This window comes from Candidatus Dojkabacteria bacterium (genome assembly GCA_030583845.1).
Classification (GTDB): Bacteria; Patescibacteriota; Dojkabacteria; order SC72; family JAHDCA01.
Genome location: CP129478.1, coordinates 837825 through 862714 on the forward strand (window position 1 = coordinate 837825; position 24890 = coordinate 862714).

Genomic DNA, 24890 nt, shown 5'->3' on the forward strand with positions numbered 1-24890 from the left:
GGATTTTGTGTGTTGCGCGATCCCTTTGTTCAGTGTACACTGGATTAATTTGGATTGCAAATAATCGATTGTAGCAGTAGGGATAATCTTAGACTGAAGAGTTTAGTATGAGTGGAAATACAATCACGAGTCAAGAAGGCGAGAGGTCCGAGGCAGGTCAAAGCAATGGTATTAGTGCAACTCTGTCTGAAGCCGCACGATCTTATTCTGGTAATGACGAAGATAGGTTGAATATAGGAAAGATTTATGAACAGATATATGGTGGAAGCGACGCTGCACCTAAGGAAGAGCTACTGTCAGTTAGGACATATAACAGTGTGACTGCTTTAGCAACAGTATTGCAAGAGTGGTATGCGTTAGCGGGTGACGTACAGCCACCTCACCCTTCTAGAGATGAAATCAATAAAAAGATGGCTGATCAAAGCAATCGGCTTTATGCAGCAATGCTGGTGGAAGTAGAAGAAGGCTCGGCTGAAAGGAGGCTTCTGGAGTCAGCGCTAAAAAGTGCGAGCACTTTGGATGGTGAAACGGAGCAAGAGGTAGTCTCATCAGCGCATAAGAGTGTAAATACTGCTCGTGACAAGGCGATAGCTGAGTTACGTCAGGCAAAGGAAAACGCCACAAAATCACTTACAAACAAAGAAGTGCAGTATAGAGAATTGGAGGAACGTATGTCTCGGGTTATAGAAGATAGGGAGGCGGAAGATGGTACAATACCGAAAGTTAGCGAGCTAGAGGCAGAGACCAGAAGGTATGTAGAACTCTCTCAGCAGGTTCTCCCACTTCTAGTTAATTCTGATCTCTCAGATCAGCAACTGTCCCAAGAGATTGACTTGAAAATTCAGGATATCGCTTTAATGCCTACCGTACCTGAAGGTACTTCCCCACTTGATACTAGGAAGTTGCTTTTAAATTATATCTCTCGCGTTGGTCTCGAATTAGATGATATTACAAGCAAGTTAGAAAGTGACAAAATCAGCTGGACTGGCAGTAATATTCGTGATGCAATAACTCAGCATAGATCTCAAAGCCAATTGCCAGGATTACAAGATATTTGGGGAGTAATTTCAGCGTATGAAACCTCGAAAGCCTTATTTGACAGTAGAATTTCTGATGAGACATCTGTTTTACAAGAGATCCTTGTAGAATTGGGGCTGAGTAGAGAAGATGTACATGGACTAACAGTTGGTAATCTTGCTGCTCTCGATGGTTGGATAACATCACTAGGGGGTATGGAGATTTCTGCACCAGATCCAGTTCATGTAAATAGAATCCTTGAAAGTAGGAGACAATTAAACACCTTTGCTTCAGATCAGCAAGTTGTATCTGAAACGAAGGTGGCAGGAGTCGAAGAAAAAGAACAGCAGATAGCCCACCTAGCGTATGATGCTCTGGTTGCGGTGGAGAAAGATCTTGAGCTGAAAGAGAAAGTAGCTCGACAAGAGGCAGCAAATGCGGACCTTCAGAGACAAATTTTAGAACTTCAAGCGCAGCTTGCTGCTTCAACTGCTCAGATTGCCGATCAAGAGGAGACAATAGCGAATCTCACAGCGCGACTAGAGACACTTCAGAGTGCACCGGCAGTTGTGAATGGGCAAGTTACCCCGGACGCCAGTTCAGTTACCACAACTGTTACTGCAGGTGAACTAACACAGGATGAGGAAGCAGCTCTGCAAGATCTCAAGGCGAGGATGGAGAATCTAGGGATTAATACCCTTACCGCGCCTGTTACGCCCTTCGTGGATGTAATCAAACTCCTTGGACGCCGAAGTGAGCCATTATATGTAGTCTTGAGCAGTAATGGCAATTCTGTACAAATAGATTTGGTAAAGGTCGCAAAATTTGTTGATCGAATCGTGTCTAATGATCGTGTCAACTTGTCTAATTATGTGGGGCAGTATAGCATCCAAAGCAAGCAAATAGTGCAGAGTCTGATAGGTGACCAAGAATTGTATACAATCCAAGGAAGTGAGGGCTACAACCCACCGCAGATCTACACATTCGTTTATTACCTCATCCAAGGCTATGCGAAGCGTGTCGGAAAGATTTAATGAAACCCCTACACTGATTTAGGTGTATAATCCCACCATGAAAATCACAATCATCGGTGGAGGCACAGGAAGCTCCGCTGTCCTCAACGGCCTCAAGAAATACCCCGATCTAGACCTAAATGTAATAGTCAGCATGGCCGACGATGGTGGTAGTAACGCTGTAATTCGCGACGAGTTCGGTCTCCTTCCTATGAGCGATCTGCGAAAGTCGATAATCTCGCTCTCAGAGCTACCAAATAACGACAAGTTGCGTGAGCTTTTTACATACAGATTTGCAGAAGGGGATGGGTTAAGGGGACATACATTGGGCAATCTTATGATGATTGCGGCTAATTCAATCAATGGCTCCGAGAAAGAGGCGTTGGAGTATATCTGTGAGATATTTAGAGTTAAACATAATGTTATACCTGTGACATATTCTGACTCGCGATTATTTGCAAAGTTTTCTGATGGGTCGCAGATTAAAGGTGAGCACCTGATTGATGAGCCTGAAATAGCTGATGGTGTTAAGCTTGTGGAGTTTTGGATGGAGCCAAAGTCTGAGGCCAACCCAGACGCTGTGAAGGCAATCCAAGAGGCAGACTTCATAATAGTGGGTCCAGGGGATCTTTATACAACCACTTTAGCCAATATAATTGTAGATGGGATTGTTGATGCCATATGCAAGTCGAAGGGGAAGAAAATCCTGATTACAAATATCATGAGCAAGGTGGGCCAGACTAAGGGTATGAAGCAGTCCGAAATTGTCGCAACATTTGGCAAATATTGTAAGTGCAAATTCGACTACCTGTTGGTCAACTCAGAAAGCATCCCCGATCGTGTCATTAGCTACTATAAAGAGCACGGCGAGCATCTGCTCGAAGATGATCTTGATGACTCTGTAGGCAAGATTATCCGAGCCGATCTTATTGCCGATGAGATCTTCGAGAGAGATAAGGGTGATGATCTGGTGAGAAGCATGGTGAGGCATGACAGCGACAGGCTCGGCTGGGAGCTGTACAAGCTCATGAAAGAGGGCCGCTAACCCGACCACCCGACCACTTGCTTCGCAAGTGGGTCGGGCAAGTGGTCGGGGGTCGGATTAGCTCATTTTCCTAAATCGCCTCAGCGGCAGCACAACCAGTGAGCCGAAAACCGCCATCGCGGCCGAGACATAGAAAAGATAGTTAAAATTCAATGTCTGGTAAACTATTAGTCCTATCACGGCGATAAATACAGCGGTGAACGCTGTTAGCAGAGAATCATACACAGCATACTCTACAGCCTCTTTCCCTTCATCGAGTGAAGCTGCAAAGGTCTTCCTCCATGCTGGTAGGTTAATAGCTATGCCTAGACCGATCATTAGCTGCAGCACATAGTAGTGCCACGCCTCAGACAGGTAAGGGAAGAGCAGGTATGCGGCCACAATAAGCAAGCCGCCAGTCATTATTGCGTAGATCTCATCAGACATCCTTCTGTCTTTGTCGAGATACTTCGCCACAGGTGTTTGGCAGATAGATCGTACGAAGAATGTTATCATCGCACCAATTGCGATCACCTTGATTGCCTCCACACCAAGCTTCTCTTCTACATATAGTGCGATTAGGAAGTTATTTGCCAATACTGTACTCCAGATAAATGTATCACTGGCCGTAAGATAGCGGATCTGCCTATTCAATATATTAATCGTAAGATGTCTCTGCATTGCACTGGCCTCAGTTCAAGTAAGATAAGGAACTTTACTATATACTTTTTATCTTAATATCGTACTTCTTGGCAACCTCTTTGATTTTCTCTTCGTTGCCGATGATTGAAATTGGGTGACACTGCTTGTAACCCTGCTCAAATAGCTCTCCGAATCGCTTAAACGACTTTTCATCTGTTGCTAGCAATTCATCTAACAAACGTTGGCGATACTCAACAGTTGATCCTCGTAGGTGGCGAAGTGTGGAAATGAGGCCTCTTTCCAGAGGCTCGATATATGGCTCAAGGTCTGCATAACCGCTGATTATTGAGCCGTCAAGATCTTTTTGTGCGATTGCTGTTTTCTTGTAGTATTCAGAGATTCTCTTGTACACCTCGATGCTGTTCTGTATGTTTGGGTCGCGGTAGGAGGCAAGGCTGATTACTGGAGCGCCAGAGTTATACCTGATGATGCATCCGTAGGCTCCACCTTTTTGGCGGATCTCTTCCCACAGATATTGGTTGCGGGCTAGTATGTTGATAGCAAGCTGTGAGCCGGTGTACGACTTTAGATAAGCAACTGGCACCGAGATTGAGACATAGTTTACATTTGTCGGCAGCACGAAGGCCTCGTTTTCTTGTGCGAGAAGGAACTGTTTCTGGTCTGCGACCTTAAATTGCTCAGATGGTAGGCTGGCAGCCAATGTCTCTAGCTGCTTCACACTCCTGACCTTGTATTTCGCCTCCGTTGAGGTGCTGAGCAACTTACCTGATGCGCTTATGATCTTTGTATGGACACTTTCGAGCTGCTGCGAGATAGCCTCAAAATTTTTACTCTCTTCTATACCCTTCAAGAACTGCAATAAGCTGATTCCACTCATCAGCTCGTTTTTGGCGTGCAGGCCACTAAGCATTGCCGAAGATCTCATATACGAATAGAGATGTCCTGACTCCACAAGTGAATCTTCAAGCGACTGCGCTGATTCCTTCACTATCTGCATGATTCGCTCCTGGTCATTAAACTGGGTGTTCAACAAGATCTCTTTCGCTAGCTCTGCTGCTCTAGAGTCATTCTCCGGCAGGTAGCTCATGCTCAACGCCATCTTTGTAATAAGCTCGCCACTATCTACATGAGCGTAGGCAGAGGCTGTGAAATTTATGCTGCCCAGGTATGTGTCTAACTCATTTGAGAGCTCTTTGTATGTATAGCGCTCTGTATCAATTCGGCTCATGAGTAGCGTTAGAAGCGCCGCGTATTGGAGCTCGACTTTATCAAGCTGATTCATTTCGAAAAATATATTGGTCGTCACAATGCCATTTGTATGTTGCGGGTGGAAAAGCAGTGTGTAGCTGTCGCCTTCTGTTATCACCTCTTTCTCAATCTCACTAACAGTTGTAGGCAGGTCGCTGACCTTCAGCATTGGGAGTTTTTCAAGATCTTCTGCTGTATCCTGTTTTTCTTGGAGCTGCTTTAGCTGCTCGGCCTCGTTTTTAATTTTATCCAGCTCTTCATTTGTGAGCTCCTTCTGAAGCTTTGCTAATTTCTCATCTTCTTTTTGCTGCCTTGAAGACTGGTAAGTGGCATCAGGGTAGAGGTCTATACTGGCTTTGTGATTATTGTCTAGCAGCTGTTTCTGGATAACCTCTGATATAATGCCTGGATTCTCTCGGATTGCTCTTATGTCATCTGCAAATCTTATCCCATCCAACGGATCCAGGTCGTAGTTCCATAGCGTTGAGGTTAGGTGTAAGAAGCTTAACGCTCGAGAGTCCCCTCGGTAAACTGCTTCCCTCCTGCGGAACTCGACTCGGTTGGTGGCTGCCAATGCAAGCTGTGGATCGATACTCTTGGCTAGTTTTGTGAGCTCTTCATTGATTATAAGGTCAGCCTTTTCGAAATCTTTTTCACCTAAGCCTTTCAGATAGACAAAAAAATATGGCTGATGAATATCTTGCTCCAATCCCGTAGGTACGATCTCTTTGCACGACGTCTCTGCTAAGATTCTATGGCGAAGCTCAGATGAGTCGGTCTCAAGCAGCATGTACACTAATATTTCCAGTGCCATACGCTCGGCGCTTGTTGGCTTGCTTAAGACCCAACTGTATACGGCATGATGATCAGTTTCTTTCTCGTCTTGAACGGGGTAGGGCATTTTTGCTTGAATCGGTCTGTCGAATGCTTTTGCGGTTTTTATCTGCTCGAGCACGCTCTCATCTTTCTCAAAATGGGAGAGACACTCGTCGATGAACTGTAGCTCTCTTTCAAAATCCATGTTTCCGTATAGGACGATCTTGGCGTTTGTAGGATGATAATACTTTTTGTGGAATTTAATGAAATTTTCATATGTGAGGTCGGGAATATTTTCTGGCTCACCGCCTGAGTTGTTGGCATATGTTGTACCAGGGAAGAGGGTTTTGTTCACCGCTTTGTCGACTACACTGTCCACATTTGACATGCCTCCCTTCATTTCATTAAATACAACACCTTTGTAGATCAGCTCGTTTTTATCATTAAATTCATAATGCCAGCCCTCCTGTTTTAATGTCTCTTCGGTGATAAGTGGGTGGAATACCGCGTCCATATAAACCGAGATAAGATTGTGCAAGTCCTCATCATTTTCGCTTGAAACTGGGTAAAGCGTTTTGTCCGGAAAAGTCCAAGCATTAATGTAGGTATTTAATGAAGTCCTAGCCATCTGGATAAATGGATCTTTTACGGGGTATTTCTCCGAGCCACCTAAAACTGAGTGCTCAAGAATATGCGCAACTCCAGTGGAATCTTGCGGTATCGTTCTGAAATTGATCGAGAATAGTTTATTGGTGTCATCGTTTTTCAGCAGCAGGATCTGTGCGCCTGTCTTCTTATGCTCGAGTAGTGTACTCTTAAGCCCAACTTCTTTTACCTCTTCAGTCTTTAGGATAGTGTAATGTTCATTATCTTTCATTAAAAAGGTATTTTTAGTTTAGCTGTCTTAATTGGGCACTCCCTATTTTATCAGATAATAAAGGCAGATTTTGCTGCATGATGTCCTGTAGTAGTAATTTGTAAGCTTTGTGTAAGTAGTTGCACCCACCGCCGATATATTTATTAGATAGCACCCAACCTGATCCCTTTGGGTGCTTTTCTTTTATAGAGGTTGTTGGTTATAAGATGCTCATGTATTGGAGTTTTCGCTTCGTTTAATGTTGCCTCAGAATTCTTAATGTCAAAATTTCCTGAAAAGTACGCTTTGAAAGCGCACTTTTGTTATCCGCTCAGACCCGAACGGGTCTGAGCACTTCAAGGCTGACCTGCGGTATAATAGAGATGGATAAATTTTCATTATTCGGGGGATGACAAGATCAACAGCACAAAGATATGCGAATATTTTTCAGTCCTTAACAGAGGCTGAGTCTCTTGTAATGTTGGATTATCTGAGGCAAAAGGGTGGAGAAGTTACGCTGAAAGAGCTTGCAGATGAGGCAAACACTTCTGAATCACGGGCTCGTGGACTCCTTGAAGAGCTAGAGCAGGTGTACCTGGTTAATGAAAATCGTGAGAATGGCGAAACAACCTACTACTATGAGTCAACGACAGTGGCAGATAGGTTGAGATATATCTTGGATCGCATGGAGTAAGCCTAGTTTTGAGCTCAAATCAATTTTTACACTGACGCCATGGACAGCCTTGTACTAGATAAAGTGGTATCTTCAGTTCTCTCATCAAAAAAATATCGTTACCTCTATGAGCCCACAATCAGGCGCACTGTTGAGGAGCTCGCAACACGCTATCCTGAGAAAAAGCTTGATAATGAAACTCGCAAGAGGCTCCACCAGCTGTGGGGCGCCTACATTAAGCGACCGAATTTCATGAAAGTTTTAGAGCAGGTAGAGGCCGACATAACCTCCGGAGCTGAGGCGAAGGATGTTTTGCTACCACTTCTGAGGCTGCAAACATCTACCGAAGAGCGAATCCCAGTAGTTAATGAAATCTATCTTAAAATAGCCGAGAGCATTGACGCCAAGATAGAGAGTATCGTTGAGTATGGGGCAGGAATGAACGCACTTACATATCCTTGGATGCAGGAGGCATTCGGGCAAAGTGTTAAATACACAGGAGTTGACGTTGATAGTGAGCTGGCAGATTTTCAGAACAGAATTTTCATGAAATTAGGCCTAGAGGAGCGTGCGAAGGCGATTCAAGGTGATATTTTGTGCGACGAGCTGCTTGAGGCTGATGTTGTTTTCCTGTTTAAGTTGTTGCCGCTTTTGGAGCATCAGGTAAAAGGTAGCGGTGGAGAGATTTTAAAACAGCTAAAGGCGAAGTATATAGTGGTGACCTTTCCAACTAAGTCGATTGGCGGAAAAGAGAAGGGGATGGTCGATAATTATCGGACGCTTATCTCAGCTGTCACATCGGGGGAAGAGTGGGCTGTAGAAGAGGTATTAATGGAGAGTGAAGTCTTGTTCGTCATTTCCAAATAACGACGGTGGTGGTCACCTACTGACAGTATTTTGGCAGATCTGCGATATACTCGCATGAAACCTGGGAAACAACAAACGCCGCTATGGAGAGGTGACACTGGATATCTTACGAGACAGGAGACTGAAGACCCTAATGGGTGCCTTGGCTCGCCGTTTGAATTTATAACAAAAGCTGACTCACGAGAGGCTGGAGCAGCGAGAAGGGTGCTCATTGCTGAGCTTCTGAATATTACTGATGAAATTGCACATCCTTTGACAGGCAAGCTTTCTCCTGGTACTCATGCAGCTGTGGCACGGAGGGAATTCATACTACAGGCAGCAATTGGCTTAGGGCTTCTCACAGAAAGGGAAGGGCAAGCATTAGTCAACCCGTATATATTGGATGACGAGGTGATTGATATTTATGAACCACATCGAGAGAAGTGGGATATGGAACGTTTTGTTAGGCGTAGCATGTACGAGCGTTCACAGTCACGGAAGGTTGGCCTGCTACTTTTCTATAAGCAACAATATATATCGACGCTGGAGGCATTTTTATGCCGTCAAGCAGCAATGTCTTGTGGGTACTTAATATGTGCAACTGTGAGCGATAGCTCACTTGGGAAGGTGTTGAGGATGCATCCAAAAACAACTGAGGAATACAGACTCGCAACGCTGAGCCAGATACCGTACACAGAAAATACGGTAATATCATTTGAAGGCAATATATTTGACGGGTCACTTCAAAGACAGATAATGGAGCTTGGAGTAGATCACCTTTTCTTGCCGACAGCAAATATAATGCAGGTAAGGGATTATTTTGCAGGATTCAGAGTGTCTGTTCGGCCAGGTGCTCCAACAGAAAATCCTGGTTATTTGGATCCTACAAATATTTTTGCTAGCTATTCTGGTGGATTACTCAAGAATTGGAGATTTAGACAGCTTCCTGAATCTACGACAAAACCGTTCAAAAAGGTTGGATAAGCTTACTCAATTTCATAACTCACCTTCGTACTCCCACCCTTACACTTCACCTTCGTCACCCTCAAACCCACAAGCTCACTAATATTCTTCACATGTGGCGCTCCACAAGGCATGAATAGATCATCCCAAACAGCCACAATCCTGATCGGCTTACCTTCTGGCAGAGCAGACGGAGTCACATAGCATAAATTTGGCAGCTCATTCGCATTCGCCATCCTGGTTTTAACCTCATAACCGCTTGCAATCATTTTATCAAGCTCCTCCTGTAGCTTCACCTTCACAGCCTCACGCTCTTCAGGCTCTATCGTCCCTTCGTACTCAACACTCGCACCCTCAGGAAAGTGAAACCCTTTGGTTGGCCTAAAGTGGGCATAACCCACGTTTCGCATTGCAATATCGATGAGATGTCCTGCGCTTTGCAGCTTGTTAATAATCAATCTGCGCTGCTCATCTACCAGCAGATTAACCTGCTCGCCCACAGTGAAGCTTCCGGAGCTGTATTTCCCGATATGGTGTACCAACCCATCTTTGAATCTCACCTCCTCTACATCGAATTTGCCATTGTCAGAGCTGATCCATCCCTGGTCATATGGTGAGCCGCCACCCTGAGGGTAGAATACTGTATGATCGAGGAAAAGTAGGTCTCTACCATCCTCACTCTTATCCATGCCAATAATCTTGGCCTTTTGCTGCAACAGATATGAATCTTCCATGTAGAGTAGGGTGGTTGGGGACATTATGGTAATTCTCTAGGTTATCTTGTGATTATATCACGGTCAGCTTCTTCCTTTGCTTTCAGCCGACTTAGTAATAATGTCGTCAGTGGCACCAGTAACAGCACTGCTGCTATACCAAGTGCACTCCACACAAAACGATTGCTATATTCATCCTGGAATGGCCCACTAATAAACAACACTGCCATATATACACCGCTCACAAGCAGATTCAGTCCAGACATCGCAGTTGCCCTATATTTAGACTCAAGCTCCTCGTTTACGTAGTTATCAAGTAGCGCCCTTTGCATCGCACTCGTGAGATTTAGACCAAAAATTAAGAAATACACCACCAATTTGCTCGCATAGTAGCCGGGAACGAGCGACACAATAAGTATTGCCGCCATCGATACATAGAGAAGTTTTTTGTTCATAATCTTGCTCTCATTTCGTGTCAAAAAGAGCACGACAAGTGTGCTAATCAAGTATAGCGAAGCAAAAACCCAGCTCTGCTCCTTTTCAGTGTATCCCGAATCTTTTGCAAATGTATTTACGAAATAGTCCTGGCAGACCCAGATTATTCCAACCACGACTGTGTAGTATGCTGTAAGGCTTTTCAAGTATGGAGTTCTCAGCAGATGTATGAATCCCTTTTTGGCTTGGCGGGTATAATTCTTTAATGTGAATTTGTAGCTCTCGACATCTGGCTCAATCAAGAAGACCGACACAATGGCCATAACCATGTAAGCCAAGCCCCGCAAGATGAATGGTAGTCCCTCAAAATATTGATACAAATAGCCTCCGCTAAGTACGGCAGCGACCATGAGGGCCCGCCTCACCAAAGAGCTTTTGGCCACAATGCCTGGGAACTTCTTCTCGTCTCCGCACTCTTTTAATGAATCATACAGCAGTGCCTTATCCGCACCAGATACGAATGCATTCCCGGCTGCCTCCCCAAGCCAGGCGACATAGAACATCCAAGGTGCAAAAGAGAACCCTAGAAAGATTCGGAAGACTCCTATTAGTACCTGTCCAATGATGATAGTTCTCTTCCTGCCGATGAGGTCGGCTAACGCACCAGTTGGCAGCTCAAGAATAAGCGTAACGAAGTATGAAAGTCCGGCAATAAAGGCAAGCTGAGAGTAATCGAGATACTGCTGGTGGAATGCAACCCATACTGGGATGGTGAAGAGGAGTCCGCTTAACGCGTTGCTGATGTAGTAGACGGTGACGTTTCGTTTTAATCCGGTTGTGTGGTCCATTTGTTGTATGGTCGGGATAGCGGAGTATAGCAATAAATGTGTCTTTGAAATAGTCGTTTCGAACAATTCGGGAAATTTGTTTTCTATTTTGAAGCGAAACTAGTAGGTGATATCTAGTTTCTTCTTCAACTCTCTAACCTTTCTCTGTTTTCTAACATTCTTTTGAACTACATATAGCGAAAAAACTATACCAAAAAGCCCTCCTAACAGTATCAAGATATCTTTAAGCTGGTTTGAAGTAACATAGGAGTTAACCAGGTAGATACCAATCATTACCGCTGTGTTTACCTGGATTGCTTCTGTAGCCAGGATGTTTTTGCTTCTTTGGAGAGTAGCTATCTGAATATTTATTTTTTCAAGCTCTTCTTGGCTCATAACAGATTGTACTATACTGGTGGCAATGTTAGAACTAATAGGTTTCAGACCCTACGGCTAAAGCAAGCTTCTCTTTCATATCGCCAAGATGCTCCGCTTCTAAGTGCCAGATGTCGTCTGTGAGAAATTTTAAGGGTGTAAGATCTCGTCCTTCCCAGATCGGTTTATCCCACAACTCCACGGGGAATGTGCGATAGGTTTGCAGTAGCTGTTTACTGAGCTGTACAAACTCATTGTAGACCTTATCCCAAGTCCAATCCTTGCGAGCGCTAATGCCTTCCAGGTTAAATTGGTCTATATCCGGATGCCAGAAAGGCTCGGTTCCGTCTTTTAGTGAGTCCAAGCATTCCAGATCATGCTCCATCCAGTGGTTGAGGTGCGAGACAATGTCTTTAAGACTCCATTTATCGAATATAAGGGTCTCTCGTTGTTCGCGGGGGAATTGGTCAATTACATCCAAAATTTGATCTCTTACGGCCTCAAATTTTTCGATGTTGTCTTGCATTCCGGTTCAATATTTATGAGGGTGTCATTGGCTCTGCGGGAAGGATTCGAACCTTCAACCCACTGGTTACACGTACTCCTCATATTTCTATGAGGCGTGGACTATCTCATCGCCATTGCTATTAGCATTAGGCGCAAGGCACTTCCCACACGTAGTAAAACTACGAGCAGTACGAGCATCGCTCTAGTCTCTGAACCTTCCCTTTCAGTTGCCTGAAGTTGGGCTAGGCTGCGGATTTCCATTACCTCTTATCATGTCTACCGTCGAGTAGACGAGGGTTAGGGTTCCCGCAATTCACCTTGTTATACATCTAGCGCTTTCGCGCTAAAGCTGCCGTAAACCTGCGTGGATTTCTCTCAAAACCCACACACGTGTTAATGAACAGCCAGTTGCTCTACCATTGAGCTACCGCAGAATAATGAACAGGACATTATACTTTCACAGGTTAAAATGTGCAACAAGCCCGCTAAAACAGCACTACCTTGGCACTCCATCTAAAATTTGGCGACCTTAATATGGGCTTTAAAGATCACCCTGTATAAAGTAAAATAGTTAAACCAATCTAATATATTTCTTACATCAGTAATGTTCAGAAAATACCTAGCCGCCCTTTTTGTGACAGCGTTTGTAGCACTATTTAGCGTTACTACTGTTTTCGCACAAGATACAGAAGAAACACTTGACGTTGAGACGACCGATGAAAGTGCTGCAACTGAAGTCGAGAACGGTGGATTGCCAGAGCAGACCTTCCTTATCTACGTACATGAAGATTGCCCTCACTGCCAGAGAGTTGAAGCATTTGTTGAAGAGCAGGGGATACAGGACCAGGTAGAATATGTGGAGCTAAAGAATAACCAGGAGAATATGGATGCGCTTCAAGCTGAATGGGAGAAATTTAATGTGCCTACAAGTGATCAAGGATGGCCGTTTATGGTTTATGAAGATGAGAACGGTGATGAGACCTACGCGACCGGTGACGAGCCAATTATCCAGATCTTGAGCCAGTACAACGGTATCCCATACACAGCTCCTGATAATGGAGAGGATACTACTACATCTGATTCGCCTAGTGGTGGGTTGGGTGACAGCGTATTCCTAGTGTTAGGAGGAGTTGTACTGATGTTCATCGTCGGCTACGGAGTGTATTCAGCTGCTAGCAAGAAATAGTAAGTCTTAGCAGGCTTCGATACGTTGTGGGCTTCTACTTGCTCGACCCGATTCGTGAAATTTCCATAAATATGTGTTAAACATGTATATGGAAAGAACACGTTTTGCGGCCGTTGCAGGACAATTTTACCCTTTGGATCCGGCCGAACTTGAGGGCTCAATAGCAGATATGCTCGACCCTTCAGCTGAAGATATCATTGATAGCCGGAGATTCAAGGCATTTATACTTCCACACTCCAGCTATAAGCAGTGTGGCGTGGTGATGGGTGCAGGATATGCCAAGCTGCTTGAAAGAGAGATAGATGAGGTATTTGTGATGTCAGGCACACATTTCCATCAAGCAGAAGGCGTCATAATGTCTGACTTTAGCAGGTGGGAGACGCCTTTGGGCTATGTTGAGGAATCACATAGGCGGAATCAGATCGCCGGCTCGGATGATTCAGCGGCTCAAAACCTTATACAGCAAGACAATGATCCATTCGACGGCGAGCATGCAATCGAGGTGCATCTTCCTGTGCTGCAGTATCTGTGGGGTGAAGAGTTTAGATTCTTACCACTGATTATTGGCAAGGGTAGCCCGAGGCTTGCAGCAAATAGCTTGGTCAAATTTATTGACCCTGATGATTTGATCATATGCAGCAGCGAGCTTTCGCACGGATATCCAGCAGACTACGCTAAGGATATAGACAAGCGAGCGATTGATTCGATACTGAAGCTCGATGTCGATGCTATCTTGCACGACTCATTTAAGGCGTTCTCTATAAATTCAATAGCCACTCTCGTCGAGATTGCTAGGCTGAAAGTATGGAAAGCGGAGCTATTGATGTATAAAAACTCATCTGAGTTTGTCAAAAATGACAGCAAAACCTCCGGCTATGTTGCGATTGGCTTCTACTGATAGAGCCAAGCCGGCTCTCTGTGTATAATCCGGTATGGTTAAGAAATCTCGATATTACAAGAATGCTGAAGGTGGCGAAATAATTTCGCTGGTTGACCCATTTAATGAAATTGTTAAAGATGGCGAGGTCGATTCATCGGGTGTGAGACTTAATCAGGGCGGAAAGTTAATGCAGCTCAACTATGGGCAGATTGTGCTGATAAAGAAATTAAAGCTTCGTGAATTTCTCATTAACCACCATGATGAAGAGTGTATAGCCGTAACCATGATAGGAAACAATCTTCGCATTACCTATGACCAGCAGTGGGGCACGTCGCAATATGCCACTGTAGCGCAACAGGAATGGGGTAGGGCAGCTGCAAATAAGAAAGTCGCATCAATTGGCAGCTACTACTCACCAGAAGCGCTAGTCGAGTACGCTCATGCATCCAACGTTCGCAATATCTTCTTTATGGGGTTTGAACCCACAAGCTGTTGGGACTATGTCTCGGATGTCTCAGAAGTAGCTAAAGATAAGGAATTAAAAGTTGGAGTGATCACGCATGGCTATTTCTCGGAAATGGTCTGCAGGGAAATGACCACACAGCTCAGTTATATTGTGTATCAGCTCGACTCGCTCCAATCCTTTTTCATGAAAAAGCATCTTAAAGCCAACCTAGAAATCATAACATCGAACATAGAGCGTAGCTTCAAGTCAATCGCTCATCTAGAGCTCTCAACCTATTTTATTCCTGGAGAAAATGACACCATGCATGATATAAAGCTCTTCATAAAAGTCATTAAATCACTGGACAAGAAGGTGTCGTGGCAGCTTAGGCGATTCTTGCCAGAGTACCGCGTGCTGGATAAGCCTGTCACGTCGGATGAAAAACTTCGTCAGATATGTGAAGCAGCTCGTGCCGAGGGAATTGATGTTAAGGTAGTGTAAAGAGCAATTTTGATTCACACTCTACCATGGTGTACCCTATAAGGTAAGGAAGCTAAATTTTAATATTTTCACACCATGGACGATCGCATCAAGATTACATTTAACAATATGGAGCCGTCGGACGCCCTCAAAGAGTACCTAAATGAGAAGATATTAAAGCATAAGAGTGAGCATCTCTTAGAGAAAATGACCATGGCAGAAGTGCATCTGACCGAGAATGTGCATGCAAAGGGTGTTGATAAGGACTTTCAGCTAGATATCAATGTTGATGTCCCTGGAAATAGAGTCCATGTAGAAGCAGCTGGAAGCGACATGTATGCGTTAGTTGATGAGGCAACGGATAAGCTTTTCAGAGTGTTGCAGAAAAATAACGATAAACAGAAGAAGAGTGAAGGCTCGACACCTTGGAGGGTGTTAGAAGCAGAAGCAGCTGCAGAAGCGATGAAGGCTGATGTTGACGACGATGATGAATATGCTGGTGTCGAATAGCTTATAAAACAGAACCCCGCTATCCGTAGCTTTAGCGAAGGATAGCGGGGTGATTACCTAGATAAGCTATTTTAGCTTCTGTTCTGGAACTCTTCCCAGATCGAGCCCAAAATATCTCTTGTAGTCTTTAGAACCCCATAGCTGACATCTGTATCCTCAGCATAGTTATTCTTTACAGTTACCTTGGCTAGCTCTGCCTCATACCAGTCGTTAAAGCTGTCGCTAAGCTTCTGGTTTCGGTACAGCTCATTAAGCTGCTCCTTGTCGACATCTTCATATGAAGTTTCTTCCGTGAAGTATACCTGCTTATATTGCTCAAAGTATGCCATTAGTTCTTCATCTGAAGGATCTTCAACAAGAAGCTTCTTCTTCAATAGATCATAATGAGTCTGCTGTCTGAAAACTGCGTCAGTCCAGCTATATGCCTCGAGTGCGCTGAGGTAAGCCTCCTCACCACCCAATTCCTCTTTAGCCTTCTCTACGACTTCGTCTACTTCATCGTCAGAGACTGATACACCTTTCTCTTTGGCTGCTCGATTGACGATCTCCTCCTCTAGGAGTTTCTCTGTCATTTTTACGCCAAACTGCTCTTCAAGTCTTGTATACATCTCCTCTTTGGAAACTCTAGCTGTATAGCCTTCTCCATAGATCACTCCTGCGCTATATCCCTTGTTGAGGTACTGCACAAAGTAATCAATCATCACAAATGAGAGAACAAGTAGAAGTGTCCATCCCGCGATTGATATGACCATTCTCTTGTTCACCTTTGAGAATCGATTGCTCACAGATGATGTAACTGATGACATGCCTGCTTTTGCAGCTGTATCTGGCTTAGTAGTTGCCTTTTTCGGCTTTGAAGCGGCTACTTCCACTTTCTCTTTTGAAGCTGCGGCACTGCTGCTTGATCTAGATCGCGCTCTTCGTGCTGGGCTCTTTCGACTGCTTTTCTCTGCCATTTTAAACGGATTGATAAAAATAATTTAAAACTCTCGGGACAGTGTAACAGAAAGCTGCACTGTCTTAAAGCATGTCAATACTTTCCCTTAATAAAGCGTTAGCCTCGAGTAGAACTGACTCTACTAGGGTAATACAATATCAGGAAAAACTATCTCAAGTGCAGGTAAAGTGAGAGGTCGCCTCCACCATGGTCGACGATAGCATATTTCCCACCACACATATCTACCCTTACCCCTGTGAACATTCCCGCCTTGACTGCTCGTACAGGGGCTCCCTCACCCCTCATATTGTAATGTATAGGATTACCGCTTGAATTGGTCGCAGGAACACATGTGCCGAAACAGCATACTTGGCCCGGCTGGACAGTATAAGTGGCCCCGCTTTGGTCGCCATATGTGCGACTTTGTAAATCAATTGAGTACCAGTTCTGAAGTGAGAGATGGAAGCCTTGAGTCAAGACTCCTCCATCTAGCGGTGCCCTCAATGTCCCACTCGTGACTGGCTGGTATAAGACCCCACCGTTAAGTCTGCCCTGTTGGAAAGGGTGTCGTGAGTATTCAAAGTGTAGGTGCGAGCCGTAGGCGAACCCTGTGTGCCCTTGAAAGCCAACTATGTCTCCCTGCTCGACAGGTGTATTGGCTGGAAGCTGTCCCGACTGGTAAGCCTCTAAAATCAATTGGGTTACCCTCCTTGTAATACCATCTGCAAGACCTTGGAGTTCAGACAAGCTTGCGAGATACTGCTCCTCCCGCAATCGAGATTCAGCAAGTAGTCCTTGTTGTGTAGTCTTTTCAGCGTTCAGGTTGTTGCGTTCTTCGCTCAGGGAGATTTTCTTAAGCTCAATCTCATCTCGCTTCTCCTCTAGCTCGACCTCTTTATTAGCCAGCACTTCTTTTTTCTCCGTCAATATAGCAATCTGCTCACTCATTCCCTCTAGCATCTCTTTATCTTTCTCCTTTGTGTATTGGAGATACTTAAGCTTTCGCGATATGTCGTCTAAATTGGGGGTAGAGAAAATAATTTCAACAGGGGAGTAAGAGGAGTATTTGTATGAGAATCTGACACGCTTCTTTATGCTATTTTGGAGCTTGTTTACCTCTTGTGACGCTGTATTAATGCTCTCTCCTAGCTCTCTTATATCCCGATCCAAGATCTGAAGCTCCAGGTTGTTCTTCTGAATATCAGCCTCCATCGCCTCTATGCTTTTCTCTGTAGCAGCTACTTTATTATTGTAGTAGGCGATCTTGCCGCTCAAGCTGAGCTGATCGTAGTTTTCTTTTGAAAGCTTGGAATTAAGCGCGCTTCTTTCTTGTCCGATCATCGCAATCTGCTGCTGTAGGAAATCAATACATTCAAACTCATCCATCTCTGGGGGACATGTTGTCTCGTATGCGGAGGCTTTATTAATGAATGTGTGCCCACCCGAGATTGCGGCTGCATATCCGACAATCAGTATGAGCACAAATATCGCTTTGAAAATAGTGGAGATAGTAGATGATCCGATGGTTAGCCTGAGACTCATGATTATTTATTTCTCTTTTAGCTTAAGATACTTGGCCGTAGCAATGTAGCTGCTTATGAAACCAATGATCCCACCTATCAAAATCAGTATACCATAGAAAATTAAGACGAATATAAGGTTAAACTGCCCTAGCCCTTGGAGAGAGAGGTAACTCAACGTATCTGTGATGACGAAATAAAAGTTGCTTCCCTCAGCCGTGTACATAAAGAGATACCACGGAATGATGATAAGGGAGGCTGCTATAAATGCGCCTACAACAGTCGCAAATACACCCTCTAAAATAAATGGAGTCTTCACATATGAGTCTGAGCTTCCCACAAGGTGCATGATCTGAATCTCGCTCTTATGAGCAGTGATATTGAATGAGACTGTGATAATCACCAGCGCAAGTGTGATAAATGTAAACAACCCAATTACGGCGAGTCCACCCACTGTGATTGCCTTAGAGATCATTTTGAGCTGGTTTACGACATCTTCATGATAAAGAACATCGTCAATATAAGGGTTTGTTTTGCTTTCTTCTTTGATTACCGCTGTAATATTGTCCAAGTCGGTTAATGTCTCTGCCCGCACAGTGAGGCTGGCTGGAAGCCACTCTGAGTCAACACCCTCTGTCAGATCCTCTTCCTCTGAATAGTAGCTGATATAGTACTTGAGAGCCTTCTGCTGATCGATATACTCAATCTTTTCGATCTGTCCTGCGCTTTTGACAAGCTCCTCGACGGCAAAGATTTCTGATTCGGGAGCGTCTAATACAAAATAGATCTGCATCTGAGCCTCTTTCTCGGTCACATCCACTGCTCTTCGTGCAAGTAGCGCAGCAATGGTGAAGATTGCTGCACTGGCAAAGACAATTGTAGTAACAAGAATTGTGGCCATCGAGAGCCATTTATTTCTTAGGATATTGTTCTTTGTATTCTTAAATGTAGTAGAGAGTTTGTTCGACATGATCGAGCAGTTTGAATTTATTCGCGATACCCACCAACATAATCACCAGCGATTTTACCTTTGTCCATATGGATAACGCGGGTTTTCATCGCATCTACAATGTCTCTGTCGTGGGTTACAATCATTACTGTAGTTCCCCATGAGTTTACCGTTTTTAAAATCTCAAGGATCTCAAATGAAGTGTCTGGATCAAGGTTGCCAGTCGGCTCGTCAGCGATCAGTAGCTTCGGATCATTAGCCAACGCCCTTGCGATCGCAGTTCTTTGCCTCTCTCCGCCTGACAGATCTTCAGGGAATAGATTTGCCCTGTCTTGCAGCTTAACAACTTCAAGCAAGTAATCGGTAGTGTCGGTCACCTCCTTACGATCTTTGCCAAGAATCTCGAGTGCGAAGCTTACATTTTCACGAATTGTCTTAGATGGAATAAGCTTCAGGTCCTGGAAGACAATTCCGAGCTGCTGCCTATAGATCGAAAGCATCTTGCGCGGGATCTTCGTAACTGCAATGTCTTCAAATGCTATGTCACCAGTTGTTGGCAATTCTTGCCTGATAAGCAGGCGGATAATGGTTGACTTGCCTGCACCTGAGGTACCTACAACAAAGAAAAACTCACCTTCGTCAACATTAAAGGTAACGTCATCGAGTGCGTTTATACTTCCTTTGTATACCTTGCTGACTTTGTCAAACTTAATAATTTGAGGCTTGCTCACATCTACTATCTAAGAATTGAATCAGTCTATATTACATGATTCTGATTTCTGCTTCAACGAATTGATCAAGATCGCCATCAAGTACGTTCTCTGGGTCGTTCCTCTCGACTCCAGTGCGCAGGTCTTTGACCAATTTATATGGATGCAGCACATAATTTCGGATCTGGTTGCCCCATCCGGCAATCTTATGGTCGCCTTTAATCTGTCTTAACTCTTTCTCTTTTTTCTCTTCTTCTAGCTGCCAAAGCTTGGCGCGCAAGATCCTCATCGCTGCTTCGCGATTCTGTGCTTGGCTACGCTGCTCGGAATTATGCACTGTGATCCCAGTAGGTATGTGACGAAGCTGGATTGCAGAAGATGTTTTATTTACATGCTGTCCACCAGGTCCACCTGATTTCACTGCTTTGATCTCGAGATCATTTTCATTAATTTTTATCTCATCGTTATCTTCTATAACTGGAGTTACCTCGACTCCAGCAAATGATGTCTGCCTCAAATTTTGTGAGTTGAAAGGTGATAGACGAACCAATCGATGGGTACCTGTCTCTCGTTTTAATTTCCCGAAAGCAAACTGCCCAGAAATTAGCATTGTCACTGTCGAAATTCCTGTCTCGGTCCCGCGGACGACGTGCTCAATCTGGCAGCTCCAGCCGGATCGCTCGGCATATCTCTGGTACATCCTCATCAGCATGTCTGCCCAATCGTTCGCCTCGGTGCCGCCTTGTCCGGAGTGGATCGAGAGGATAGCATCGCTGTTATCATATTTTCCTGAGAGAAACTTAAATGTCTGGAATCTTCTAAACTTTTCTTCAATTTCATTAAATTCTAATGAAATCGCCTCTAATTCAGCGTCACTCGAAATATTAAAAAGCTCAAGCAGCGAAGATGCAGATTTCTGAATCTCATCGGCAGTTGTTAATTCGCTCTTTATCGAGTCAATTTCAGAGAGGACTTTCTTCGCCGTTTCAGGAGTTGACCAGAAGTCAGGAGCCATAGCTTTTGTCTCAAGCTCGCCAAGCTTCCCCTTCTTCTCTTCGATTTTTAGATCGTCGACTGTTTCAGCTACCTCGCTGATCAGCCTTTCTATGTCGACTTTGCTAATCATTTCCATTAGGCTATTATATTACCATGTTCGACCTATTTTCCAGGAAGAAAGAAGAAAATCTGCCTACTTCCGCGCTCAATATCCGGAAAGAACTTGTCACTTTAATCATTCTTGATGGTCTAGGAATTCATCCTGACCCGCTCGGCAACTCTGTGCTTCAAGCCAAAACGCCATTTCTCGACACAATCTGGACGAAAGGGCATTCGACACTTCTACACGCTTCTGGTGTGCATGTAGGGCTGCCAGAACTTGAGCCTGGCAACTCAGAAGTGGGTCACCTAAATATTGGCTCGGGGCAGATTGTTTACCAAAGTCTTCCGAGAATTAATGACGCGATTAGCAATGGTAAATTTCAAGAAAATCCGGAATTAAAGGCAGCTCTAGACTATGCCAAAGAGAACGGTGTTGATTTTCACATGATGGGCATTCTCAGCACAGGTGGTGTACACGGCCATATCGACCACCTCTTTGCGCTTCTAGATATATGCAAGAGAGAAGGGATCAATCCGTATATCCATGCCTTCCTCGACGGGCGTGATACAGGCCTGACAGACGGCTACTATTTCCTTAGCAAGCTTATAAATAGGATTAATGAAGTTGGAGTAGGGCGGCTGGCATCATTGTCAGGGAGGTTTTATGCAATGGATCGTGATAAGAGGTGGGATAGGACAGAGATGGCATATGATGCGATGCTTGGTCACGGTAGGCGAATAGCTACCGATCCATTCCAGATAGTGCAGGAGGCATACAAGAATGATGAGAACGACCAGATTTTTGTGCCTACAACCTTGGTAGATAAAGAGGGTGAGCCGATCGGTGCAATCAAGGACCGCGATGTGTTGCTTTTCTACAATTTCCGTGAAGATAGGGCCAGGCAGATAACCAAAGCATTTGTGATTGATGAGGCCAATTTCGATGGCTTTAAGAGGAAGGTGTTCCATAAAGATCTTTATTACCTCGCAATGACCGGTTATGGCGATGGACTGGACAATCATGTGATCTTCCCGCCGAAAAAGATCGAGGCCTCACTTGCCCGAGTGATAGCCAATCAGGGATGGAATCAGTTCCATATATCCGAGACAGAGAAATTCATGCACGTTACATATTTCTTAAATGGCGGTATCGAAGAGCCTCATCCAGGTGAGGAGTTCTTCAGTGTCCCATCTCCGAAGGTATTCGATTATTCGCAAACTCCCGAAATGAGCGCTGCTATTACCCGCGATGAGTTGGTAAAACGGATAAATAACAATGCCGAAAACAGGTACGCATTCACAGTCATAAATATTGTAAATCCAGATATGCTTGGACACACAGGTAATCTACAGGCAGCGGTCACCGGAAATCAATTTGTCGATGATTGCGTTCGGGATATTGTTACCGCGACAGTTAAGCACAATGGCGCTGCGATTATAATTGCCGACCACGGAAATTGTGAGACGATGATCGATCGTGAGACTGGGAAGATAGATACATATCACAATATCAACCCTGTACCATTTATCCTTGTGGACAATGAGGAGCAACTTCTAGCTGGTGTAAATGAGACACCGATCAGGCTTGGTGAGGGGCGCGACGTGCCAACCTCAGGATTGCTAGCCGATGTCGCTCCGACAATCTTGGCAATTTTGGGAGTTGAGCCACCAGAAGAGATGACAGGCCTCAATCTGATGAATGTCTTGTAAGAATTTCACTCTGTGCAATTTGCGAGTGCAGCAAAGCCTGATGTATAATGGTTTGATTAAATTTTGCTCTAGAAAGTGTGTCTCAATACGCATTTAGGACAAGGAAAACAGTCTTATTGCGACTAGCAGGCTACAACTGCTAGGTTTTAACGCGCCCGCATACTGGGTAATAGGGCTACCCACCTAACTTGTTAAGATTTGAGACATATGAGTAAAAAATTAATAGACTTTTCACAGATTAAGCAAAGATATAATGACCGCGAGCTTTATTTCGACGTAGCCGGCAAGGTTTTTAACGCGGAAAAGATAGGGCTAATCGGAATAAACGGATCAGGAAAAAGCACTTTGATGCGCATACTGATGAGGGAAACTAAGCCTGATTCAGGCAATTTGCTTACAGATTACAGTAATTACGGCTATGTGCCACAAGAGATTGAAGGAGAGATCTTGAATCAGGGTCTATTTCAATTTTGCATGAGCCTCACCAATGTCGCCTCTCAGTATATGTTCTTACTTGATCACGAGGTTCAGAAAAAGTTCGACGAGAACTATGTCGAGGCATTGCACCTATTCGATAGTGTTGGCGGCTACGAGGTTATGAAAAAGGTTACCCTGCTGCTTGATATTGTTGGCTTTAACGAAGGTTGGTACGAGCATTCTGTAAGCGCCTTGTCTGAAGGGCAGAAAAGGCTGCTCTATATGGTGGGAATAATGGCACAGGAGCCCGAGCTTCTTTTCTTAGACGAGCCAACAAACCATGTCGACTCGGAGCTGAAGCAGAAATACATTTCATTAATTAGTAAGTTTCCTAACTGTGTGCTGGTGATCTCTCACGACCGTGAGCTACTTAGTGCCGCATGTAGCAAAATCTGGGAATTGGAAGATAAGGTGTTGCAGGTATACAACGGCAATTGGGAATTTTATGAAGAGGAGCATACACGCCGTTTGATTAATCAGGTGACACGATATCGCAAAGACCAGAAAGAGGTTGATCGTCTGCAGGAATTGGTCGATACCTACAAGAGGAAAGCTTCTCTGTATGATAGCCCGAAATGGAAGAAGAAAATTCGCAGCGTGCAGATCCGCATGGAAAGAATAGAGACAGAAATGCCAGGTATCAAGCCGACTCTAGAAAAGGCTCGCATCGGTGGGGAGCTAAAATATGAAGGCAAGTACTCGCAGTTCCCATTAAAAATTAATGATCTCACCTTGATGACGAAAGAGCGGATCTTGTTCGAGCATCTGAATCTGGATGTGAGGTATGGCGAGACTGTCGCAATTACTGGAAAAAACGGAGCAGGGAAGTCTACTCTGATGAAATATGTTGTCGGCGAGTGTGACTATGTTGAAGCAGAAGGCTCTGTCACCGTAACACCAGCGTCGGTTGTTGGCTACTTTAATCAGACACTGCAGTTCGAAAATGAGAATGTATATCTCGGTGACTATATTGAGCGTGAATTTGAAGCTGGCATAAGCCGCATATATGGTCTACTTGAAAAATACCTATTCGAGCGCGAGCAGGCCAAGACTTTAATCGCAAATCTTTCTGGCGGTGAGAAAAATAGGCTGCATTTAATGAAATTTATAGAGGGGAACTATAACCTCTTGCTTTTGGATGAGCCAACAAACCACCTAGATCTGTACGCGATCGAGGCCTTGGAAAGGCTGTTGCTGCAATTTAATGGGTCGATTGTGTTGATTTCGCACGATGCTTATTTTGTGGATAATGTGGCTGATAGGAGTGTGAGGATAGGGGAATAGTGTTGTGTATGTGCGCCGCGATTATACTCTCTATGGGGCTACCAATCTATAGGCTCAATATCATTAAGAATAAGGAATTTATTGGCCTGGCTGAAATGCTTGCAGCCAAAGAATCCGTTGTGAGCAGAGAATGGAGAAGGATGGGCTGCTTCAAGTACTAGATTCTCTTCTCGATCGATAAATTCACCTTTCTTCTGTGCATAGGCACCCCAGAGCATATACACAATGTTCTTGCGGCGCTCGTTAAGTGCTTTGATTGCAGCATCTGTAAATTGCTCCCAGCCCTGATTCTGGTGCGAGCCGGGCGATTTGGCGCGTACGGTAAGAGTAGCATTTAGCATTAACACGCCCTGTTTTGCCCATCTTTCGAGGTTCCCACTGGCGGGGATATCTTTGCCAAGATCCTCTTTGATCTCTTTATAGATATTTACCAATGATGGTGGTGGCTTAACTCCGTCCGGCACTGAGAAAGATAGGCCGTGCGCCTGTCCTTCGCCATGGTATGGGTCTTGTCCAAGTACAACTACTTTTACCTGGTCAAATGGTGTGTATTCGAAGGCGTTGAAGATATTTGCGCCGGCAGGGTAAACGGTTTCGGTTTTATACTCACTCTTTACAAAGTTGGTTAGCGTTATGAAATACTCTTTGGTGAATTCTTCTTTGAGGACTTTTTCCCAGGAGGGGTGGATTTTGACTGCCATGGCCGATTATATCACGACCCGGCTGGG

The 24890-nt window shown here is 44.5% G+C and carries 23 protein-coding genes; 11 read left to right on the forward strand and 12 right to left on the reverse strand.

Annotated elements, in window-relative coordinates; genetic code table 11:
* Nucleotides 1–107: 107 nt before the first annotated feature.
* Nucleotides 108–2051 (forward strand): hypothetical protein, encoded by a 1944-nt coding sequence (locus tag QY318_03865; protein WKZ30954.1) that lies wholly within the window; start codon nucleotides 108–110, stop codon nucleotides 2049–2051.
* 37 nt (nucleotides 2052–2088) lie between these two features.
* Nucleotides 2089–3075, forward strand: coding sequence for a YvcK family protein (locus QY318_03870; protein ID WKZ30955.1), 987 nt, complete (start codon nucleotides 2089–2091; stop codon nucleotides 3073–3075).
* 57 nt (nucleotides 3076–3132) lie between these two features.
* Here QY318_03870 and QY318_03875 read toward each other — a convergent pair whose 3' ends face one another.
* Nucleotides 3133–3735: a hypothetical protein gene (locus QY318_03875; protein ID WKZ30956.1), complete on the reverse strand. Its 603-nt coding sequence runs from the start codon at nucleotides 3733–3735 to the stop codon at nucleotides 3133–3135.
* 37 nt (nucleotides 3736–3772) lie between these two features.
* The gene (locus QY318_03880; GenBank protein WKZ30957.1) at nucleotides 3773–6658 is read right to left on the reverse strand and encodes an insulinase family protein; all 2886 of its coding nucleotides are present in this window, start codon (nucleotides 6656–6658) and stop codon (nucleotides 3773–3775) included.
* 388 nt (nucleotides 6659–7046) lie between these two features.
* Here QY318_03880 and QY318_03885 point away from each other — a divergent pair, with 388 nt between their 5' ends.
* From QY318_03885 to QY318_03895, 3 genes are read left to right on the forward strand one after another with little or no spacing between them, the layout of a single operon-like run.
* On the forward strand, nucleotides 7047–7331 hold the full coding sequence (locus QY318_03885) for a helix-turn-helix domain-containing protein (protein WKZ30958.1): 285 nt from the start codon (nucleotides 7047–7049) through the stop codon (nucleotides 7329–7331).
* Nucleotides 7332–7370: 39 nt separating this feature from the next.
* Nucleotides 7371–8177, forward strand: a complete 807-nt coding sequence (locus QY318_03890; GenBank protein WKZ30959.1) for a hypothetical protein — start codon at nucleotides 7371–7373, stop codon at nucleotides 8175–8177.
* Nucleotides 8178–8231: 54 nt separating this feature from the next.
* Entirely contained in the window at nucleotides 8232–9140 is a 909-nt protein-coding gene (locus tag QY318_03895; GenBank protein ID WKZ30960.1) for a hypothetical protein, read from the forward strand.
* Between the two features lie 2 nt (nucleotides 9141–9142).
* Here the strand turns inward: QY318_03895 and QY318_03900 are convergent, their stop codons facing one another.
* The 4 genes from QY318_03900 to QY318_03915 all read right to left on the reverse strand — a co-directional run bounded on the left by QY318_03900 (nucleotide 9143) and on the right by QY318_03915 (nucleotide 11995).
* On the reverse strand, nucleotides 9143–9877 hold the full coding sequence (locus tag QY318_03900; GenBank protein ID WKZ30961.1) for an alanine--tRNA ligase-related protein: 735 nt from the start codon (nucleotides 9875–9877) through the stop codon (nucleotides 9143–9145).
* Between the two features lie 17 nt (nucleotides 9878–9894).
* The gene (locus QY318_03905) at nucleotides 9895–11115 is read right to left on the reverse strand and encodes an MFS transporter (protein ID WKZ30962.1); all 1221 of its coding nucleotides are present in this window, start codon (nucleotides 11113–11115) and stop codon (nucleotides 9895–9897) included.
* Nucleotides 11116–11214: 99 nt separating this feature from the next.
* Complete coding sequence (locus QY318_03910) at nucleotides 11215–11490, reverse strand: hypothetical protein (GenBank protein ID WKZ30963.1); 276 nt, start codon at nucleotides 11488–11490, stop codon at nucleotides 11215–11217.
* A gap of 34 nt (nucleotides 11491–11524) precedes the next feature.
* Nucleotides 11525–11995 (reverse strand): hypothetical protein, encoded by a 471-nt coding sequence (locus QY318_03915; GenBank protein ID WKZ30964.1) that lies wholly within the window; start codon nucleotides 11993–11995, stop codon nucleotides 11525–11527.
* A 585-nt stretch (nucleotides 11996–12580) separates the two neighbouring features.
* Between QY318_03915 and QY318_03920 the strand changes: the two genes are divergently transcribed.
* The 4 genes from QY318_03920 to raiA all read left to right on the forward strand — a co-directional run bounded on the left by QY318_03920 (nucleotide 12581) and on the right by raiA (nucleotide 15477).
* Nucleotides 12581–13162, forward strand: coding sequence for a glutaredoxin domain-containing protein (locus tag QY318_03920; protein WKZ30965.1), 582 nt, complete (start codon nucleotides 12581–12583; stop codon nucleotides 13160–13162).
* Nucleotides 13163–13250: 88 nt separating this feature from the next.
* Nucleotides 13251–14060: an AmmeMemoRadiSam system protein B gene (gene amrB / locus QY318_03925; protein ID WKZ30966.1), complete on the forward strand. Its 810-nt coding sequence runs from the start codon at nucleotides 13251–13253 to the stop codon at nucleotides 14058–14060.
* A 34-nt stretch (nucleotides 14061–14094) separates the two neighbouring features.
* Nucleotides 14095–14988 (forward strand): hypothetical protein, encoded by an 894-nt coding sequence (locus tag QY318_03930; protein WKZ30967.1) that lies wholly within the window; start codon nucleotides 14095–14097, stop codon nucleotides 14986–14988.
* A 75-nt stretch (nucleotides 14989–15063) separates the two neighbouring features.
* Nucleotides 15064–15477: a ribosome-associated translation inhibitor RaiA gene (gene raiA, locus QY318_03935; GenBank protein ID WKZ30968.1), complete on the forward strand. Its 414-nt coding sequence runs from the start codon at nucleotides 15064–15066 to the stop codon at nucleotides 15475–15477.
* A 71-nt stretch (nucleotides 15478–15548) separates the two neighbouring features.
* Here the strand turns inward: raiA and QY318_03940 are convergent, their stop codons facing one another.
* From QY318_03940 to prfB, 5 genes are all read right to left on the reverse strand, one after another.
* The gene (locus QY318_03940; protein ID WKZ30969.1) at nucleotides 15549–16433 is read right to left on the reverse strand and encodes a SurA N-terminal domain-containing protein; all 885 of its coding nucleotides are present in this window, start codon (nucleotides 16431–16433) and stop codon (nucleotides 15549–15551) included.
* A gap of 149 nt (nucleotides 16434–16582) precedes the next feature.
* On the reverse strand, nucleotides 16583–17956 hold the full coding sequence (locus QY318_03945; GenBank protein ID WKZ30970.1) for a hypothetical protein: 1374 nt from the start codon (nucleotides 17954–17956) through the stop codon (nucleotides 16583–16585).
* A gap of 6 nt (nucleotides 17957–17962) precedes the next feature.
* On the reverse strand, nucleotides 17963–18904 hold the full coding sequence (locus QY318_03950) for a permease-like cell division protein FtsX (protein ID WKZ30971.1): 942 nt from the start codon (nucleotides 18902–18904) through the stop codon (nucleotides 17963–17965).
* Between the two features lie 17 nt (nucleotides 18905–18921).
* Nucleotides 18922–19614 carry an ATP-binding cassette domain-containing protein gene (locus tag QY318_03955; GenBank protein WKZ30972.1) on the reverse strand — a complete coding sequence of 231 codons (693 nt, stop codon included), beginning with the start codon at nucleotides 19612–19614 and terminating at the stop codon, nucleotides 18922–18924.
* A gap of 31 nt (nucleotides 19615–19645) precedes the next feature.
* On the reverse strand, nucleotides 19646–20725 hold the full coding sequence (prfB, locus tag QY318_03960; protein WKZ30973.1) for a peptide chain release factor 2: 1080 nt from the start codon (nucleotides 20723–20725) through the stop codon (nucleotides 19646–19648).
* 17 nt (nucleotides 20726–20742) lie between these two features.
* Between prfB and gpmI the strand changes: the two genes are divergently transcribed.
* Nucleotides 20743–22401, forward strand: coding sequence for a 2,3-bisphosphoglycerate-independent phosphoglycerate mutase (gpmI, locus tag QY318_03965; protein WKZ30974.1), 1659 nt, complete (start codon nucleotides 20743–20745; stop codon nucleotides 22399–22401).
* Nucleotides 22402–22608: 207 nt separating this feature from the next.
* Nucleotides 22609–24162, forward strand: coding sequence for an ABC-F family ATP-binding cassette domain-containing protein (locus QY318_03970; protein WKZ30975.1), 1554 nt, complete (start codon nucleotides 22609–22611; stop codon nucleotides 24160–24162).
* A gap of 38 nt (nucleotides 24163–24200) precedes the next feature.
* On the opposite strand, the gene ung is transcribed toward QY318_03970, so the two are convergent.
* The gene (gene ung / locus QY318_03975) at nucleotides 24201–24863 is read right to left on the reverse strand and encodes a uracil-DNA glycosylase (protein ID WKZ30976.1); all 663 of its coding nucleotides are present in this window, start codon (nucleotides 24861–24863) and stop codon (nucleotides 24201–24203) included.
* Between the last annotated feature and the right edge of the window lie 27 nt (nucleotides 24864–24890).

Coding starts and splice junctions, on each gene's coding strand:
- QY318_03865 (WKZ30954.1), top strand. CDS start 108: ATGAGTGGAAATACAATCACGAGTCAAGAAGGCGAGAGGTCCGAGGCA.
- QY318_03870 (WKZ30955.1), top strand. CDS start 2,089: ATGAAAATCACAATCATCGGTGGAGGCACAGGAAGCTCCGCTGTCCTC.
- QY318_03875 (WKZ30956.1), bottom strand. CDS start 3,735: ATGCAGAGACATCTTACGATTAATATATTGAATAGGCAGATCCGCTAT.
- QY318_03880 (WKZ30957.1), bottom strand. CDS start 6,658: ATGAAAGATAATGAACATTACACTATCCTAAAGACTGAAGAGGTAAAA.
- QY318_03885 (WKZ30958.1), top strand. CDS start 7,047: ATGACAAGATCAACAGCACAAAGATATGCGAATATTTTTCAGTCCTTA.
- QY318_03890 (WKZ30959.1), top strand. CDS start 7,371: ATGGACAGCCTTGTACTAGATAAAGTGGTATCTTCAGTTCTCTCATCA.
- QY318_03895 (WKZ30960.1), top strand. CDS start 8,232: ATGAAACCTGGGAAACAACAAACGCCGCTATGGAGAGGTGACACTGGA.
- QY318_03900 (WKZ30961.1), bottom strand. CDS start 9,877: ATGTCCCCAACCACCCTACTCTACATGGAAGATTCATATCTGTTGCAG.
- QY318_03905 (WKZ30962.1), bottom strand. CDS start 11,115: ATGGACCACACAACCGGATTAAAACGAAACGTCACCGTCTACTACATC.
- QY318_03910 (WKZ30963.1), bottom strand. CDS start 11,490: ATGAGCCAAGAAGAGCTTGAAAAAATAAATATTCAGATAGCTACTCTC.
- QY318_03915 (WKZ30964.1), bottom strand. CDS start 11,995: ATGCAAGACAACATCGAAAAATTTGAGGCCGTAAGAGATCAAATTTTG.
- QY318_03920 (WKZ30965.1), top strand. CDS start 12,581: ATGTTCAGAAAATACCTAGCCGCCCTTTTTGTGACAGCGTTTGTAGCA.
- amrB (WKZ30966.1), top strand. CDS start 13,251: ATGGAAAGAACACGTTTTGCGGCCGTTGCAGGACAATTTTACCCTTTG.
- QY318_03930 (WKZ30967.1), top strand. CDS start 14,095: ATGGTTAAGAAATCTCGATATTACAAGAATGCTGAAGGTGGCGAAATA.
- raiA (WKZ30968.1), top strand. CDS start 15,064: ATGGACGATCGCATCAAGATTACATTTAACAATATGGAGCCGTCGGAC.
- QY318_03940 (WKZ30969.1), bottom strand. CDS start 16,433: ATGGCAGAGAAAAGCAGTCGAAAGAGCCCAGCACGAAGAGCGCGATCT.
- QY318_03945 (WKZ30970.1), bottom strand. CDS start 17,956: ATGAGTCTCAGGCTAACCATCGGATCATCTACTATCTCCACTATTTTC.
- QY318_03950 (WKZ30971.1), bottom strand. CDS start 18,904: ATGTCGAACAAACTCTCTACTACATTTAAGAATACAAAGAACAATATC.
- prfB (WKZ30973.1), bottom strand. CDS start 20,725: ATGGAAATGATTAGCAAAGTCGACATAGAAAGGCTGATCAGCGAGGTA.
- gpmI (WKZ30974.1), top strand. CDS start 20,743: ATGTTCGACCTATTTTCCAGGAAGAAAGAAGAAAATCTGCCTACTTCC.
- QY318_03970 (WKZ30975.1), top strand. CDS start 22,609: ATGAGTAAAAAATTAATAGACTTTTCACAGATTAAGCAAAGATATAAT.
- ung (WKZ30976.1), bottom strand. CDS start 24,863: ATGGCAGTCAAAATCCACCCCTCCTGGGAAAAAGTCCTCAAAGAAGAA.